Below are 16,181 nucleotides of genomic sequence, written 5' to 3' on the forward strand. Positions count from 1 at the left end.
ATGACTTTTTTTGGATTCTTTGTCGTTTTAATCAATATAATTTCTTTATTCATCGGATATAGAATTTATAAAAAATTACGCAGCAAATCACCCGATAAAAAGGAAGGAGGCATCATAGAAAAAGGGTTTGTTCTTTTCTTTGTCTGTCTTTTAATGATTTGTATCAATACGATGACTTTTGTGTCCTCATACACCTTTATTTGGGAGAAAACATACAGAGCTTATGTTGAATTAAAATATGAAGCAACGGTAATCGGTTACAAAAAAGAACTTGTGAAAACGCAAAGTTTCAAAGGATCTTCTTATTACGATCGTCCGGTATTTTTCCCAAAAGTTAAATATAGTAATGAGAACGGACAGGAAATCATAAAAACATTAGACTATACCACCAATAAGCCTTTGAAGATAGGCGAAAAGGTTAAAATATCAGATTCAGAATCTCAAGCAAGTGCCAATGCCTTAGAAATTAATTGGATTATGCTCTTTTTTACCTGTATTTTCACGGCTTTGGCAGGATTTTTTGCCTGTTTGCTATTCACTTATATTTCAAACAATGATTTGAAAAAGAGAATTCGGTTGTCGATGTGGTGCGGGGTAGGTATTTTGATATTTAATGGTTTATGTACTTTATTACTATATTTTAGAAATTAATACAATAGATTAATACAAATATTATGAAAGCAAAACATTATGGATTATTAATTTTAATAGCATTAGTAAACCTTTGCTGTGAAAGTAAATCCTTTGATTTAACATCGGTTTCTTTAGGAGAAGATGCTAAAAAATACGATTTTGAAAATAAAAATATTTTTCTAAAGGATGAAACTCCTGAAAAAAGTGTAATCCAGTATTATGCCGATGAAAATAAAAACGTAACCTATGGCAATATCGCTTTAGATCAAAATTTAGGAACCAGAATTACGGTTTATAAAAATAAGGTTGCCGCGATACAAACCCATGCAGATCCCAAATATTCTCTACAGTTTGTCGATAAAATTCTAAAAGGAAACGGAAAACCTACAACCCAAATTATCGATAAAGCGCATGTAGATGCAAAGGCTTCCAAGCAGATATTTACAAATCTTAAAAATCAATTTCCAAATGATGTTGTCTGGATCAAAAATGAACCGGATACATTTCAATATCCAACGTCTTTCTTTTGGGACAAGGATAATTCTTACTATATATTGAGTATTTCCATAGAATCTGACGGTACAATTAAAAATCAGTACTTGTCTGTTACAAAAGATGCTTATAGAAATAATGTAGTTTTTGGACTGAAATATCCTGCTCCAAAAGAATCTCCATGGTATAATTACATGAAATAAAACCTAAAATTAATCTAATTTACTAAATCTAATAACCAAATTTTAAAAAATGAAAAACCTGTTGATTATTTTCAGTTGTTTAATGGCTTTAAGCTGCAGTTCACAAAAAAACGAAGATCCTAAACTTATCGGCAAATGGGAAGGAATGCTTAAAGATTTGGAAACGACAAACACAATGGGAAAAATTGTTTTAGAATTTACAAAAGACGGAAAATTTATTCAGTACGTTGGTGAAGGAAAAATGCAAAATTCACTGGAATCAACTTACACGGTAAAAGATCATAAAATAATCGCCGTTGACAAAGCAACCAATGAAAAAGACGAAACAGATTATGAGATTAAAAACGATACTTTAACAATTGTATATCAAGGTATCGAAAATAAATACGTAAAACTTAAGTAATATAGAAGAAGAAAACTAAAGTTAAAAAAGACTTCCCTTATCAAAGAGAAGTCTTTTTTTTGTCATTGCGTGGAGCGTAAGCAACGAAGCAATCTCAATAACAATTTTATCATTTACCCAGAATGGCAAAGATGAATTTAATTTTTTCTAAATTCTTACTGTACCACAAATTTCAATGTCGTATTATCCAATTTTAAAATATAAATTCCCTGTTCTAAATTTTTAATTTTAAGTGAATTTCTACTGTTTTTAAAAGGGTGATAAATTGTCTGCATCACTTTTCCCTGCAAATCATAGATCTCAGCTTTTTTAATATTTTGAGTTTCACCTTTTACAAAAATCTCCTGATTAGAAACCGGATTTGGATAGATCTGCAAATCGATAATTTTAGCTTTTTCCAAAGAAGAAACGCTCTGTTTTGCTGTTCCTGAATAACAAGTCCAGTTTAAATTATCAATTGCAACTCTGTCACTTGATGAATTATTTTCTAAACTCACCACCACATTTCCTGAAACATTAATATTATTGATCGTCGTCGTCGCAACTGTTGCACTGTAAGGAATAGTTCCTACCGTTACGCCATTTACCACCACATTAAATGTTCCGTTACTTCCTGTAAATTTCAACTGAGTTGTTACCGTCAAAGAACCAATTCCATTAGCTGAAGAACTAGATTTTAACGAACCGGCTCTTACTGTGATCGCTTTCGTAGAAATTGTTTGATCTGTTCTGGAATCTGTTGCTGTCCATGTAATTCCCCCATTCGTCCATGTTCTTGTCGAATAAGATGCACTGCTTGCCGGAATGGTTTCAAAAGTTTCATTCACACAATTGGTTGATGGAGTAGAAGTTCCAGCATTAGTTGTCCCAGAAACGGTTGAACTATTTGTTGAAGAATTCCCTGCCGCATCTTTTGCCACAACATAGAAATTATAACTTGTAGAAGGATTTAAACCTGAAATTGTTGTTGAGGTTGAGCTTACCGTAGTTTTCAGACTTCCGTTCATGTAAACATTGTAAGAAGTAACACCAACATTATCCGTTGAAGCATTCCATGAAAGAGAAATACTGTTTGATGTTTTTGATGGAATAGTTAAACCTGTAACAGTTGTGGGAGTCTGCGTATCTGTCGAAGGCTGTTGAGAACCCCAAATTTGATTTGCATAACTCGGATTATCAATAAATGGATTTCTGTTTCCCTGATAAGTATAAGAAGCATTATTTCTATTAATTTCTGCCTGAGAAACAGGATCTTGACTATGCCAAGCCAGTAAAACATTCAGTTCCCAAGTCTGCAATCCCGGAAAAGCGGTACTTCCCAACATATTTCCTGTAGAAAAAGTAGAAAGCTTACTTTGATAACGCGTCACGAAATAGAAAATCATACGTGCAATATCACCTTTAAACTCGTCAATCGGCTCAAAAACCGTCCCCGCATATCCTGAAGACACAGAATTTCCAAGCTTAGAACCATTTTTAGAAGTAAAAGTTGCAGTTCCCACTTTCCCGAAAGGATAATTGCTTCTCATTCCGTTCACTTTTCCGTCTGTAGCTCGGATGAAGTTGATATCAGAAACCATTGGAGAAGCTTCATTAAATAAACTTTGTGGAACAATATGCTCACGGTTATAACAGTTTCCTTCCACCGAATAGGTTCCACACTGATTGGTTCCCGGCGTAAATTTATAAGGATCGGTTCCGGTTGGTTTTTCAGAATAAATATCTAAAATTGAACCGTCATTTTCATAATTTTTGTCGATATCTGTGGTTTTGTAACCTGTCCATAATCCGCCGTAGCCTTTGTCCTGATGTCCGTTTGTAATAATGGTGCTTAATGTTGTTTTCAAAGATGCTCCAGTCAATCCGTTTGCCGAATTGTAATATCCTGCAGGCGCCTGAGCGCTGATAGATCCTGAGAATATCAGAAATAAGATAATTTTTTTCATATAAATATAATTTGGTCAGTAAGATTACTACATTTTTATGAATAAAAAATTACGTTATTGTTAATTTTAATAGGCATTGCATTAGATTTTAATTAAAATAAAACTGTTCTGAAAATTATAATTTTTTTGGTGTCAATATTCAAATCAATAGGAGCGGACTTTAGTCCGCTTATCTTAAATATGAACCATCAATTTGGCTTTAGCCAAAACTTAAAAATAAAATATTAGAAAACATTTAATGATTCAAAAAGAAGCATTAGTAAATTATGCTTATCAATTTCATAATATTACGCATGATATAATTCATAAATAATTAAAATAAAATTGTTTTCTATACTATTTAATAATAGCTATTTTTGTTTTATTATTTTTATTTAGAATGATTAAAAATTTACAATTTAAAATGAGCCTTCCATTGATAGGCTTTTTATGCACTTCATTCGTTAGTGCCCAATGCAATGCTCTGGATAGTTTTTCGGAGAATTTTGATACGTACGCTTCACCAAACAGTATTGTTCCTAGTTGCTGGGAAAGAATTGCTCTGAACGGGGCAAGTCAGATCATCTCGAGTACACAGCCCGCTTCGGGAACGAGCCAGATCTACCAATTTGGCTATGGTACAGGAAAAGTTTCGCTTGTGATACTTCCAAAACTGACGAACGTTAACAAAGGAACGCACCGTTTCAGATTTAAAGTGAAAGCAAATTCTGCCGGGTTTTTAGAATTTGGTTACATGACAGATCCTGCGGATGCGTCTACGTTTGTGGTTTTAGAAAATATTACTATCACAAACACGACCTATGACAGTTCTTCAGAGAGAATTTTTACGGTACCAACATCAGTTCCTTCAACGGCAAGATTGGCGGTTCGTAATCCGGGAACCTCTTTTGCGGGACATTATTGGGATGATGCGGTTTGGGAACCGATTTCAACAAATTTAGGAACTCATGAAACTGTTTTAAATAAAGTGAAAACTTATCCGAATCCTTTTCATGATATAATCAATATTTCTGATATTAAAGATGTGCAAACGATTACAATCAGCGATGCTGTTGGAAGATTAATAAAAACTATTCAAAAACCTACGGCTACATTACAGTTGGGTGATTTAGATTCAGGAATTTACTTTATTACTCTTCAATATAAAGACGGAAAAAATACATCGTTCAAGGCGATAAAAAAATAAATGATTTTTTATATTTTGACTGAAGGAAGGCTGTTGACAATTGTTGGCAGCCTTTTTATTTAAAAGAAAAAGCCAACACAAAAACTTGCATTGACTTTCATATATTTGATTGATTTAAATCTTAATTATTTTCTCTGAGGAGGATAATTTTTCATAATCTCTGCCACGATCTCAGGAATCTGTCTTTGTTTTGCTTTAGGAGAATCAACGGAAATTCCGCTTCCGATTCCTTGCCAAACTAGTTTTTGAGATTTTGAATCTACAAGATCAACAATAATTGCTCCTTCGTTATAGTTGCTTGTCCAGGTTCTGCTCATTCCAAGACCCCATCCGAAAGATCCGCCCCAACCGTACATTCCGTAAGGTGATCCGCTGTTAATATCTGTAACTTTCTTGTGGTTTGCTTTTACATTGACGATCAAATCAGGATTTTCGCCCGATTGAAGTCCTTTGGCTTGTAGTTGTCTAGACAATTCGTTCAACACTCTGTCTTTATCAATATCATTCAGCTTCAAATCATCAATTCTTATTTTATAAGTCTTATAAGAAGTGAAATTGGCAGTTTCGGCGTAGTCTGAACGCACTTGAAAAGGACTACAAGACGTTAAACCCAAAGTAGCCGCAGCTAACAAAATAAAAATATATTTTTTCATTTTATTTATTTTTTTTATCGTTTTTAATGAATGTATCGGTCTTTTTATCGTATCCGTAAGGACAATGTCTACAGCCACTTTTACAGCAATGTCCTCTTTTCAGATGAAATTTTTCCGTAAAAACCTTATACCCTTGCTCGTTGTAGTAAAAGTCTTCACCTTCTTTGATGTCAAAAAGTGCCATAAGTTAAATCTCTAAGTCAAAAAACTTTATATTTGTTATCATGATAATTGTGTGCCAAAAGCCATTAAAAAAACTTAAAATTAATGGCATCGCTCTTTTTCCCTTTATCTTCGTTAGGAAAACCGAAGATAAGGAAAATAAAATACTTATCAATCACGAAAAAATCCACCTCAGACAGCAGTTGGAAATGCTTATTGTTTTCTTCTACATTTTCTATGTCATCGAATATTATTACTGGTTTTTTAAACTAAAAGACAGCTACCAAGCCTACAAAAGAATCTCTTTCGAAAGAGAAGCCTACGCGAATGAATTTGATTTAAATTATCTCAAAAAAAGAAAATTCTGGAACTTTAGAAAGTATTTGTAATTAATTAGGAATTAGGAATTAGGAATTAGAAATTAGGAATTAGAAATTAGGAATTGATTTTGTTAAATGACAAAACAGTATTTCGAGATCAATAGGAACGGGCTTTAGCCTGTTTGTGATAAATAGGCAATCCTCTGGCTTTAGCCAAAACTTAATATTTAAACACAAACATCTGTGCAAATCAGTGAAATCTGTGGGAGAAAAAAATTCAACGCTACTTTTATCGTTCTGTAGGAATTTAAACAATCTTTTTAATTACAAAATGTAGATTCCATACTCCACTTCGTTCCACTCTGAAATCGAAGATTCGACGAAGTCAATGACAATCTGCATGGAAAATAAAATTTCTTTAGCTGAATCAAACCCCCTTGCAAACTTAAAAAAAACAGTATTTTTGTTCAAAATAAATATCATTTAAAAAGAATGTTATTACAACTCCCAACAGGAAAAATCCCCATTCAGGAAATTCATATCAATAAAAACGTAAAACTTTTCATTAAAAGAGAAGATTTAGTTCATCCTCAAATTTCAGGAAATAAATATTGGAAGCTTTTCCACAATATCAATAATTATGTAAATCAAAATACTGAAAAACCTTATATCATAACCTTTGGCGGAGCATTTTCAAACCATATTTCTGCTGTTTCTGCTGTCGGAAATTTAGCAGGAATTCCAACATTGGGAATCATTAGAGGAGAAGAATTAAAAGATAAATGGCGAGATAATCCAACCTTAGTTTTTGCAAAAAAAAACGGAATGAATTTAAAATTCATCACCCGCGAAGAATACCGAAATAAAGAAAAATTATCAGAATTTCTACAGCATGAATTTCCAGATGCGCTGATCGTTCCGGAAGGCGGAACCAATGAAGATGCCGTACAGGGCGTAAAAATGATGCTGAATAACGAAACAAAAGATTTTGATTATCTTTGCACCGCAGTTGGAACCGGAGGTACAATTGCCGGGATTTCCAAATTTTGTGAAGATAATCAGAAAGTTATAGGTTTTAAGGTAGTTGACGATTCTTCTTTGGAAAATAAAATTTCAGAATTAACCTTAAAAATAAATTTCAATCTAATAGATTCAAGTTTTGGAGGTTATGGTAAAATAAAAGATGAAAACATCCGTTTTATCAATGATTTCAAGGAGAAATACGGAATTCCGTTAGAACCGATATATACAGGAAAAATGATGCAGAAGCTTTTTGAACTGATTGATGAAGAATATTTTCCTGAAAACAGCAAGATCTTGTGCTTTCACACAGGTGGATTACAAGGAATTGAAGGAGCAAATTTGCTTTTAGAAAAACAGAATAAAAATTTAATTATATAAAGTAAAATTGAAAAACATGAAAAGACTTTTCTTACTAATAAGCCTTTTAGTTTTATCAAAATTCTCGGCTCAGACTTGGGCTACTGAAGACCAATACATCCAAAAATTCGCTCAATATGCAGTAGAAGAAATGGAAAAGTATAAAATTCCTGCTTCTATCACGCTTGCTCAGGGACTTCTTGAGACTGGTGGTGGACAAAGCAGATTGGCTTTGGAGGGTAAAAATCACTTCGGAATAAAATGTAAAGAAGATTGGACGGGGAAAACCATGAAACATACCGATGACGCTCCCAATGAGTGTTTCCGAGTGTATGAAGACCCAAGACAATCTTATGAAGACCATTCTATATTTTTATCAACAAGAAAATATTATACAGGTCTTTTCAATTTAGATATGAAAGATTATAAAGCGTGGGCTCATGGTCTGAAAAAGGCTGGTTATGCAACAAACCCACGATATGCATCTATCTTAATAGGTAAAATTGAAAGATATAAACTGTATGAATTCGACAATACAAATTCTAAAGAAGTTTTGTACGCAGTTCTTAGAATGTATCCTGATTTGAAAGATGACAGATCTTTCATGGCAAGATTAGAGCCTTCAAAATTTGTAAAGAAAGAGAAGGATCCTGTGACAGTAAATGTTCCTTACAAGCAAACTTCTTTCGCTCAACAGCAGAAAAGAGTGGAAAGAATCAAGACAAAAGCTGAAATCCTTAATTCAATTTTAATTAAAAGTCATCCAAATGACGGTTTAAAATATATCATTATTCCTGAGGATACGAATGTTCAGTTCATCGCAAATAAATTCAAAGTAAGCGAAAGCAAACTTACCAAATGGAACGAATTGGAAAGCGATGTTTTGAAAAAAGACGAAATTGTTTTCCTTGAATCTAAAAACTCAGATGGAAATACGGCAACTTACAAAGCTCTTTCAGGAGAAGATATGCATGATATTGCTCAAAAATTCGGAATTAAATTACATAAATTGTACGCAAAAAACAGAATGGATGAAGGTCAGCAACCATCTGCAGGACAGTTAATTTATCTGATAGACAAAAAACCTAGAAACTAATACTCAACCCAAACCATGAAAATAGTAAATGTGAATTTTAAATATCTATGGATATTTTTAGTTTTCATATCGTGCACCCTTTTTTCGCAAGAACAAAAATATATTCCCTTCAGAAGAGGAAATTTATGGGGATTGTGCGATGCTAACAAATTTATTGCCGTACAGCCGCAATATTACAGCATAAGTTGGTATGATGAATCTGTCAGGGGTTTTCATGCTGAACAAAACGGTAAGTTCGGAATAATTGACAGCAATGCTACAATCATAATGCCTTTTATTTCTGATAAACCGATTACTATAAGTGGTGAAAATTATCTGGTTTTCGATGGGTTTGACTATTATAATTATTCCATAAAGACAAAGATGAGGCTTGACAAATATATTGAGCCCGAAAGGCATCCAATCAATGATCGCGGGTGGGGAACAGGTATTACTACTCATATAGAAGAGCCAAAAGAGATTAAATTAACTTGGGACGATCTTGATGATGAAGATTTAGAAATGATTAAGCCTTTCGAAGATGAAAATGCTTATCAAATCAATTTTAAAGCTAATTTCCTGGAAATTGTTTCTAAAGATTCGCATATAGGAATTTATATTCCCAAGATCAAAAGAATGTATAAAAGTATATCTGAAATTGCTTATGTTGGATGGCAATTCTATAACGGAAAACCTTACATTCTTACAACAAATTCATCTAATTTATTTGGATTAGCTGATGAAAATTCTAATCAGGTTTATCCGATTAAATATACATCAATAGGTTTAATTGATGGTTCAGGATTAGTTGTTCTTTCTGAGCCTGATCAAAACGATCCAAATAATTTAATATTTCAAACAATTTTTCCCAACAATAAAATCTTGGAAGGTCAATTTTTTCCAGAAGGAAATGTCTGGAGAAACGGACATACCTTTAGACTGTATTATAAAATGGTAAATGGTTTGAGAAACTATGCAGGAGAAGATGGAACCCCTTATTTCGAAGGGTAAAATAATAAAGAAAAAATAGAAAATGAAATATCAAAGAAGTTCAGCTTTATTCGATGAAGCTTACAAATACATTCCGGGAGGGGTAAATTCTCCTGTTCGTGCATTCAAATCTGTGGGTGGCGTTCCTGTTTTCATGAAGTCTGCAAAAGGAGCTTACCTTACAGATGCTGATGACAATACTTATATTGATTACATCAATTCTTGGGGTCCTGCTATTTTAGGTCATACACACCCAGAAGTGTTGGAAGAATTAAAAATTCAGGCAGAGAAAGGTTTCTCTTACGGTGCTCCGACAGAATTGGAAACTGAAATTGCAAAATTCATCGTAGATAATGTTCCTAATATCGATCAGATCAGAATGGTTTCTTCAGGAACAGAAGCTTGTATGAGTGCTGTAAGATTGGCAAGAGGTTTCACGGGAAGAGATAAAATTGTGAAATTTGAAGGTTGTTATCATGGTCATTCAGATTCATTTTTGATCAAAGCAGGAAGTGGTGCAGCTACTTTTGGAAACCCGAATTCTCCAGGAGTGACAGAAGGTACAGCAAAAGATACTTTGTTGGCAAGATATAATGATTTTGAGCAGGTTCAGGATTTATTCAGACATAACCAGGGTCAAATTGCAGCCGTAATTATCGAACCTGTTGCCGGAAATATGGGCTGCGTTCTTCCTGAAAATAATTTTCTTCAAAACTTAAGAAAGATCTGCGACGAAAACGGAGCTTTATTGATTTTTGATGAAGTAATGACGGGTTTCAGATTGGCTTTTGGTGGTGCTCAGGAACTGTATAATGTAAAAGCTGATTTGGTTACTTATGGAAAGGTAATTGGAGGTGGGCTTCCGGTTGGTGCTTTTGCGGGAAGAAACGAAATTATGGATCATTTAGCTCCAAAAGGCGGAGTTTATCAGGCCGGAACCTTAAGCGGAAATCCTTTGGCAATGAGGGCAGGTTTAAAAACGCTTCAATTGATCAGAAACGATGAAAATTTCTTCAGTAATCTTAATAAAACAACAGAAACTTTAGATTTTGAAATCGGAAAAATTTTAAATGAAAAAGGAATTGCTCATAAGATCAACAGAAAAGGTTCAATGATGTCTGTTTTCTTCCATATCAATAGAGTTTCTAATTTTGATGAAGCACAGGAAGCAAATCATTCATTATTTAATAATTTTTTCCATCAAATGTTGACAAACGGAATATATCTTCCACCAAGTGGATATGAAACGTATTTCATCAGTGATGCAATTAAGGATAAAGAAATTGATATGACGCTTGAAGCGGTCAGAAAATTTGATTTTTCTTAAAATTTAAAGATAAAAAAAATAGAAGGATGAGGTTTAAAACTTCGTCCTTTTTTATTTTGATTAAAACACAAATTGCACTAATATTTAGTACAAATAAAACACAATCATCTGTGTAAATCTGTGAAATCTGTGGGAGAAAAAATATTCCGCAGGAATCTAGACTATTTTATCAATAAAGCTGTTGAAATACTTCCAGGATGACGAAGATGCTGTTTTATGTGATTAAAAATAATTTGTGAAAAGAATTTTCAATAAATCATACAAACAATGCAATAAACCATACACTTCCAACATTTCAGTTCTTTTTAAATTTGTAATAAATAGATTGGAAATGAACACTTCAAACATATCTCGTAAAGATTTTCTTAAAAGCTCAGCGCTGGCAATGGCCGGACTAACTTTAGCTCCCAACATTATGATGGCAAATTCAATTTTTGATAGCGAAACGATTTCTGCAAAAGGAAAATTAAGCTTAAAAAATGTTCGTCTTGAAACAGGTTTTGAATATGAAGAAGGTGAAGTAATTTCAACAAAAACCGATTTATTTTACATCGAAATTGAGAACGGAAAAATCTCAAAAATAGCTCCCAATCAACCGAATGCAAAAGCGGTTGACGCCAAAGGATTTTTAATGCTCCCTGCTTTTAAAGATATGCATATTCATTTGGATAAAACTTTTTACGGAGACAAATGGCAGGCAGTCCGAAAAAGAACAGGCGGAGTAAAAGGAATGATCGCTTTGGAGCAAAAAATGCTTCCAGAAATGTTGAAAAACTCAACGTTTAAAGCTGAGAAAATGATTGAATTGTTACAATCAAAAGGAACATCTTTCGCCAGAAGTCATGTGAATATTGAACCGACGTCAAAATTAGAATCTTTAAAAAATCTACAGAAAGCTTTAGACAACAAAAAGAAAACTTTCGGAGCAGAATTGGTAGCTTTTCCGCAGCATGGTGTTTTTTATACAGACTCGGTTCCGTATTTGAAAGAGGCAGCGAAAATGGATATCGATTTTATTGGTGGAGTAGACCCTTTCACAATTGACGGAGCGATTGAAAAAACAATTGATTTTACAGTTCAACTGGCTTTAGACAACAAAAAAGGAATCGATATTCACTTGCATGAAAGCGGAGAATCTGGTTTGAAAACTGTTGAATATTTAATTGATAAAGTGAATGAAAATCCTTCATTAAAAAGAAAAACTTATCTAAGTCATTGCTTCGTTTTAGGGAAACTAGAAAAACCAAAGCAGGAAGAAATAGCAGAAAAATTAGCCAACGCAAAAATCGGAATTGTCTCTACAATCCCTTTCGGAAGCTTAATTATGCCGATCCCGACCTTGTATAAATATAATGTTGAGGTTTTAACAGGAAACGACAGCATCGTCGATCATTGGAACACTTTCGGAACGGGAAGTGTATTGCAAAAAGCCAATTTAATGGCGCAATTATATGGTCAGTCAACAGAGTTTTTATTATCTAGAAGCTTAAAATTGGCAACGGCAAATATTCTTCCATTGGAGGATAAAGGAGTTCAACAATGGCCAAAAGTTGGAGACAATGCAGATTTGAGTTTCCTTAATGCAAGCTGTTCAGCAGAGGCAGTTTCAAGAATTTCAAATGTAGAATCTTTGATCCATCAGGGAAATATTGTGTTTTGATTTTTAAATGTATTTCAGGATCGTGAGCCTTGTAAAGGTTTTAAACCTTGACAAGGCTTATTGAAAACATATTATTGTAGATTATTAAAATTAGAGTAATAGTTAAAATCTTACCTTGCGTGTAGATCAGAGATTAATTTTATTATATTTTTGAGAAAAATTACACACAATGAGCCATCAACCGGATTATTTTCCCATTTTAGGAATTCATGAATTTGCAGAAAAGCAATCGCAGGGTTGTAATTTGTTATTCAATGAATTGTATGGTGAAAGAAGAATTGATGAACCTCATAAACACGATTTTTTCATCATTAATCTTTTCGAAAAAGGAAAAGGTTCTCACACAATTGATTTTGTAGAATATCAGGTTGAAAATCATCAGATTCATCTGGTTTTTCCGGATCAGGTTCATCAATGGGTGATTGAAAAAGAGACGGTTGGGTATCAATTAATGATCAGCCGGGAATGGTATGAAAGTTTTCTTCCGGCGTTGAGATTTTCGGCTTCCTATTATTTTCAACATCCTGCTTTTACTGTTTCAGAGGAAATTTATCACCTAATTTTACATGAATTTAAAACCATTCAAAAGGAATTAAATGAAGAAAATACCTTTTGGGAAGTGATTCAAAAGAGAAGCGAATTGATTGGTTTGCTGGTGAGTAAATCAGTTGAAGGTGCTTTCAAAGATTTTGAAGTGTATAATTCTAATCCAATTATTTCTAAATTTTTAAACTTAATTGATATTCATTTTAAAACAGAACGGTCGGTTTCTTTTTATGCCGAAAAACTTAATATTTCTGCCAATTATTTAAATATTGTCTGTAAGAAAAACCTTAATACATCGGCTTCTTCACTTATTCAGGACAGAATTTTACTCGAAGCGAAACGTTTATTAAAAGTCTCGGAAATGTCTGTAAAAGATATTGTTTACGACCTCGGTTTTTATGATCATGCGAGTTTTTCAAAATTTTTTAAGGCACAAACCGGAATGACGCCTTCTCAATTCAAAGAATAATTGATACAAAACAAGACATAATTGATACTCCTGTTTAAGATTTTGCGGGTGTAATTTTGTAGGACTAAACTTGGGATCATGCAATTACAAAATCACCCTCTTGCTAAAGGAAATTATACGTTGAAAAATGTCCGTTTGGAAACGGGTTTCGAATATGATAATGAAGAAATTATCAAAACAAAAACAGACTTATTCTGTGTTGAAATTGAAGACGGAAAAATAAAATCAATTAAACCAAACAATGCAAATTCTGATGCTGTTGACGCAAAAGGGAAACTAATGCTTCCTGCTTTCAAAGATATGCATGTTCACTTGGATAAAACATGGTACGGACTGCCGTGGCAAACACTTTCTCCGAAAAAGAAAACAGTAAAAGATATGATTTCTTACGAACAGGAAATCATTACGGAACTGTTGAAAACTTCGGTAGAAAGGGCAGAACAATTAATTGATCTGCTGCAAAGTTATGGAACCAATTATGTAAGAACGCATTTCAATATTGATCCGACTTCAGGCTTGAAATCGTTAGAAAATCTGGAGAAAGCTTTAGAGAATAAAAAAGATTCTTTCGGTGCAGAATTGGTGGCTTTTCCGCAACATGGTTTGTATTATACGGATTCTGTTCCTTTGATGAAAGAGGTGGCAAAATTACCGCATGTAGGATTTATTGGTGGACTTGATCCTTTGAGTATCGACGGAAGTATTGAAAAAGTGCTTGATTTTACAGTGCAATTAGCCTTGGACAATAATAAAGGAATTGATATTCATTTGCATGAAGTAGGAGAGTCTGGGATGAAAACCATTAATTATTTAATTGATAAAGCCATTGAAAATCCTAAACTTCAAGGAAAAACTTTCGTAAGTCACGCTTTTGCTTTAGCTCATTTAAATCAGAAAGAAGCAGAACAAATTGCGGAAAGATTAGCTTCTGCAAAAGTGGGAATTGCTTCGTCCGTTCCATTCACCGGAAAAGTGATGCCGATTCCGACGTTGAAAAAATATGGGGTAGAAGTTTTGATCGGAAATGATAACGTTCAGGATTACTGGAGTACTTTCGGATCGGGAAATATGCTTCAAAAAGCGAATTTAATTGCCGAATTATACAGATATGCTACAGAATTTCAACTTTCTAGAACGTTGCAGTTTGCGACGCAAAATATTCTTCCGTTAGATGATAAAGGAAACCAGCAATGGCCAAAAGTTGGAGATAAAGCGAATGTTATTTTGGTTGATGCAAGCTGTTCCGCAGAAGCTGTTTCAAGAATGTCTGCTGTTGAAGCTTTAATGAATAATGGTAATTTATTTTGGAAGAAGTAAGATTACTATAAATAAAATCTAATATATTTTTTAATCCTTGTTTTTATAATGAAACAGCCTCGAAAAGTAATTTTCGAGGCTGTTGTTCTATGTATTTTTTATATTTAAATTTAAAGAGAAGACCAGCCTCCTGTAGCCCAAGTCGGCGTTAAAATTCCGTTTCCAGCTCCTGTAGCGTCTGATTTTTCAGTGTAAGTATCAGGTAATAGAGTTATATCTGTACCAGCTGTATTTGTTATCGAAACCTTTTTGGTAACATCAGTGCCAAACAATACGTCAGTTATTTTTTCGGTACCATTAAAATATGTTGCAGAAGCATCACTTTGAATATTCACTCCTGTGTTCCAGTTGGAAGTGACTACATTGTTAAAGGTTGCGTAAGTTCCAAGTTTTAATTTTACGGCATCAGCTTCTCCTGTTGTACCTCCAATGAAAGTTACATTTTTGATGGTCGGATTAGATCTTGGCGTTGCATCCGGATTGGTTGCGTTATTACTGCCCTTGATTCCTGTATTTCCGGTTCCGTTGGCTCTTCTTTTTGTGTAGATTCCGGTTGCGGTTCCGTTCCAGCCGTCAGTCCATTCAAAAGCGTCGTCTTCATTACCTAGAGAAACAATGTTGGAAAGACTTACTGTTCCACCATAAATTTGAATACCGTCGTCTGAACCATTAAGCAAAGCAATATTGTTTACTACCGTTGCGTTACCAACACCGAATAAAGACAGTCCGTTGAATTCTGTAGTTCCTGTAAAAATGGCTCCTGCATATTCAATTCTTACAAAGGATAAAGATCCGGAATTATCAGTTGCTAATGTTCCTCCATACGTTGCATTTCCTAATTCGGATGTTGCAGTTGTTCCTGTATTGATTGGCGCTTTACCGCAAATAACGATTCCGCCCCAGCTTCCCGGAGTGGCAGCACTTGAAGTGAATAAAACCGGAGATCCCGCTGTTCCGTTTGCAAAGAGCTGACCGCCTTGTTCAACGGTAACATAACAAGAAGCTCCGCTGATGGCAACAATTCTTGTTCCGGCAGGAATTACAAGTTTTCCGCCATCTTTAATAATGACAGATCCTGTTAATTTATATACTTTGGTAGGGTCTAACGTTACCGTTTGCCCGCTTGGAACTTCACCTTTGAAATTATTAAAATCTACAGCAATCCCCACAGGAGTTATTGTTGGAGTTTCATCATCATCCTTACTGCAAGAATATATCGTAAACGTAGTGCTGATGAATAAAGCTGCGGCAATTAATTTTAAGTGATTTTTTTTCATAATATTTTTAGATTTTATTCTTTTGCTGTCTTTAGTGCTTTGTTATTATTTAAAACTCTAAAAAATAGATATTATTTTAAATTAAATAATTTTGAGATCCAAATTACCATTTTTCTGTCTATTTCCCAACCGAAGTTTTCTG

At 33.8% G+C, this 16,181-nt stretch carries 16 protein-coding genes; 12 read left to right on the forward strand and 4 right to left on the reverse strand.

Going from position 1 to position 16,181, the window contains the following annotated elements; all coding sequences use genetic code 11:
• The 3 genes from SB689_RS12220 to SB689_RS12230 are packed head-to-tail and all read left to right on the forward strand — an operon-like array spanning position 1 to position 1,731.
• On the forward strand, positions 1 to 651 hold the full coding sequence (locus SB689_RS12220) for a hypothetical protein (RefSeq protein WP_410692418.1): 651 nt from the start codon (positions 1 to 3) through the stop codon (positions 649 to 651).
• A gap of 23 nt (positions 652 to 674) precedes the next feature.
• Positions 675 to 1,328: a hypothetical protein gene (locus SB689_RS12225; RefSeq protein ID WP_410692419.1), complete on the forward strand. Its 654-nt coding sequence runs from the start codon at positions 675 to 677 to the stop codon at positions 1,326 to 1,328.
• 49 nt (positions 1,329 to 1,377) lie between these two features.
• Positions 1,378 to 1,731: a hypothetical protein gene (locus SB689_RS12230; RefSeq protein WP_410692420.1), complete on the forward strand. Its 354-nt coding sequence runs from the start codon at positions 1,378 to 1,380 to the stop codon at positions 1,729 to 1,731.
• 155 nt (positions 1,732 to 1,886) lie between these two features.
• Here the strand turns inward: SB689_RS12230 and SB689_RS12235 are convergent, their stop codons facing one another.
• A complete protein-coding gene (locus tag SB689_RS12235) occupies positions 1,887 to 3,677 on the reverse strand; it encodes an endonuclease (RefSeq protein WP_410692421.1) in 1,791 nt (596 codons plus the stop codon).
• 403 nt (positions 3,678 to 4,080) lie between these two features.
• Here SB689_RS12235 and SB689_RS12240 point away from each other — a divergent pair, with 403 nt between their 5' ends.
• Complete coding sequence (locus SB689_RS12240) at positions 4,081 to 4,863, forward strand: T9SS type A sorting domain-containing protein (protein WP_410692422.1); 783 nt, start codon at positions 4,081 to 4,083, stop codon at positions 4,861 to 4,863.
• A gap of 125 nt (positions 4,864 to 4,988) precedes the next feature.
• Here the strand turns inward: SB689_RS12240 and SB689_RS12245 are convergent, their stop codons facing one another.
• Positions 4,989 to 5,516 carry a DUF4136 domain-containing protein gene (locus SB689_RS12245; protein WP_410692423.1) on the reverse strand — a complete coding sequence of 176 codons (528 nt, stop codon included), beginning with the start codon at positions 5,514 to 5,516 and terminating at the stop codon, positions 4,989 to 4,991.
• Between the two features lies 1 nt (position 5,517).
• Positions 5,518 to 5,700 carry a DUF5522 domain-containing protein gene (locus SB689_RS12250; RefSeq protein WP_029294953.1) on the reverse strand — a complete coding sequence of 61 codons (183 nt, stop codon included), beginning with the start codon at positions 5,698 to 5,700 and terminating at the stop codon, positions 5,518 to 5,520.
• Positions 5,701 to 5,740: 40 nt separating this feature from the next.
• On the opposite strand from SB689_RS12250, the gene SB689_RS12255 reads away from it, so the two are divergent.
• The 8 genes from SB689_RS12255 (at position 5,741) to SB689_RS12290 (ending at position 14,762) form a co-directional block, all read left to right on the forward strand.
• Complete coding sequence (locus tag SB689_RS12255) at positions 5,741 to 6,067, forward strand: hypothetical protein (RefSeq protein ID WP_410692424.1); 327 nt, start codon at positions 5,741 to 5,743, stop codon at positions 6,065 to 6,067.
• 423 nt (positions 6,068 to 6,490) lie between these two features.
• Complete coding sequence (locus SB689_RS12260; protein ID WP_410692425.1) at positions 6,491 to 7,399, forward strand: 1-aminocyclopropane-1-carboxylate deaminase/D-cysteine desulfhydrase; 909 nt, start codon at positions 6,491 to 6,493, stop codon at positions 7,397 to 7,399.
• Between the two features lie 16 nt (positions 7,400 to 7,415).
• A complete protein-coding gene (locus tag SB689_RS12265; RefSeq protein WP_410692426.1) occupies positions 7,416 to 8,474 on the forward strand; it encodes a glucosaminidase domain-containing protein in 1,059 nt (352 codons plus the stop codon).
• Positions 8,475 to 8,489: 15 nt separating this feature from the next.
• The gene (locus tag SB689_RS12270) at positions 8,490 to 9,464 is read left to right on the forward strand and encodes a hypothetical protein (RefSeq protein WP_410692427.1); all 975 of its coding nucleotides are present in this window, start codon (positions 8,490 to 8,492) and stop codon (positions 9,462 to 9,464) included.
• A 22-nt stretch (positions 9,465 to 9,486) separates the two neighbouring features.
• Positions 9,487 to 10,770, forward strand: a complete 1,284-nt coding sequence (gene hemL / locus SB689_RS12275) for a glutamate-1-semialdehyde 2,1-aminomutase (RefSeq protein WP_410692428.1) — start codon at positions 9,487 to 9,489, stop codon at positions 10,768 to 10,770.
• Between the two features lie 331 nt (positions 10,771 to 11,101).
• The gene (locus SB689_RS12280) at positions 11,102 to 12,430 is read left to right on the forward strand and encodes an amidohydrolase (protein WP_410692429.1); all 1,329 of its coding nucleotides are present in this window, start codon (positions 11,102 to 11,104) and stop codon (positions 12,428 to 12,430) included.
• 169 nt (positions 12,431 to 12,599) lie between these two features.
• Positions 12,600 to 13,445, forward strand: coding sequence for a helix-turn-helix domain-containing protein (locus tag SB689_RS12285; RefSeq protein ID WP_410692430.1), 846 nt, complete (start codon positions 12,600 to 12,602; stop codon positions 13,443 to 13,445).
• A gap of 78 nt (positions 13,446 to 13,523) precedes the next feature.
• A complete protein-coding gene (locus SB689_RS12290; RefSeq protein WP_410692431.1) occupies positions 13,524 to 14,762 on the forward strand; it encodes an amidohydrolase in 1,239 nt (412 codons plus the stop codon).
• Between the two features lie 110 nt (positions 14,763 to 14,872).
• Here SB689_RS12290 and SB689_RS12295 read toward each other — a convergent pair whose 3' ends face one another.
• Positions 14,873 to 16,039 (reverse strand): hypothetical protein, encoded by a 1,167-nt coding sequence (locus SB689_RS12295; protein WP_410692432.1) that lies wholly within the window; start codon positions 16,037 to 16,039, stop codon positions 14,873 to 14,875.
• Positions 16,040 to 16,181 lie beyond the last annotated feature (142 nt).

Source organism: Chryseobacterium sp. SIMBA_038 (genome assembly GCF_046535115.1).
GTDB lineage: Bacteria > Bacteroidota > Bacteroidia > Flavobacteriales > Weeksellaceae > Chryseobacterium.

Excerpts from the sequence above, each read along its gene's own strand:
- SB689_RS12220 (WP_410692418.1), top strand. The coding sequence starts at position 1 with ATGACTTTTTTTGGATTCTTTGTCGTTTTAATCAATATAATTTCTTTA.
- SB689_RS12225 (WP_410692419.1), top strand. The coding sequence starts at position 675 with ATGAAAGCAAAACATTATGGATTATTAATTTTAATAGCATTAGTAAAC.
- SB689_RS12230 (WP_410692420.1), top strand. The coding sequence starts at position 1,378 with ATGAAAAACCTGTTGATTATTTTCAGTTGTTTAATGGCTTTAAGCTGC.
- SB689_RS12235 (WP_410692421.1), bottom strand. The coding sequence starts at position 3,677 with ATGAAAAAAATTATCTTATTTCTGATATTCTCAGGATCTATCAGCGCT.
- SB689_RS12240 (WP_410692422.1), top strand. The coding sequence starts at position 4,081 with ATGAGCCTTCCATTGATAGGCTTTTTATGCACTTCATTCGTTAGTGCC.
- SB689_RS12245 (WP_410692423.1), bottom strand. The coding sequence starts at position 5,516 with ATGAAAAAATATATTTTTATTTTGTTAGCTGCGGCTACTTTGGGTTTA.
- SB689_RS12250 (WP_029294953.1), bottom strand. The coding sequence starts at position 5,700 with ATGGCACTTTTTGACATCAAAGAAGGTGAAGACTTTTACTACAACGAG.
- SB689_RS12255 (WP_410692424.1), top strand. The coding sequence starts at position 5,741 with ATGATAATTGTGTGCCAAAAGCCATTAAAAAAACTTAAAATTAATGGC.
- SB689_RS12260 (WP_410692425.1), top strand. The coding sequence starts at position 6,491 with ATGTTATTACAACTCCCAACAGGAAAAATCCCCATTCAGGAAATTCAT.
- SB689_RS12265 (WP_410692426.1), top strand. The coding sequence starts at position 7,416 with ATGAAAAGACTTTTCTTACTAATAAGCCTTTTAGTTTTATCAAAATTC.
- SB689_RS12270 (WP_410692427.1), top strand. The coding sequence starts at position 8,490 with ATGAAAATAGTAAATGTGAATTTTAAATATCTATGGATATTTTTAGTT.
- hemL (WP_410692428.1), top strand. The coding sequence starts at position 9,487 with ATGAAATATCAAAGAAGTTCAGCTTTATTCGATGAAGCTTACAAATAC.
- SB689_RS12280 (WP_410692429.1), top strand. The coding sequence starts at position 11,102 with ATGAACACTTCAAACATATCTCGTAAAGATTTTCTTAAAAGCTCAGCG.
- SB689_RS12285 (WP_410692430.1), top strand. The coding sequence starts at position 12,600 with ATGAGCCATCAACCGGATTATTTTCCCATTTTAGGAATTCATGAATTT.
- SB689_RS12290 (WP_410692431.1), top strand. The coding sequence starts at position 13,524 with ATGCAATTACAAAATCACCCTCTTGCTAAAGGAAATTATACGTTGAAA.
- SB689_RS12295 (WP_410692432.1), bottom strand. The coding sequence starts at position 16,039 with ATGAAAAAAAATCACTTAAAATTAATTGCCGCAGCTTTATTCATCAGC.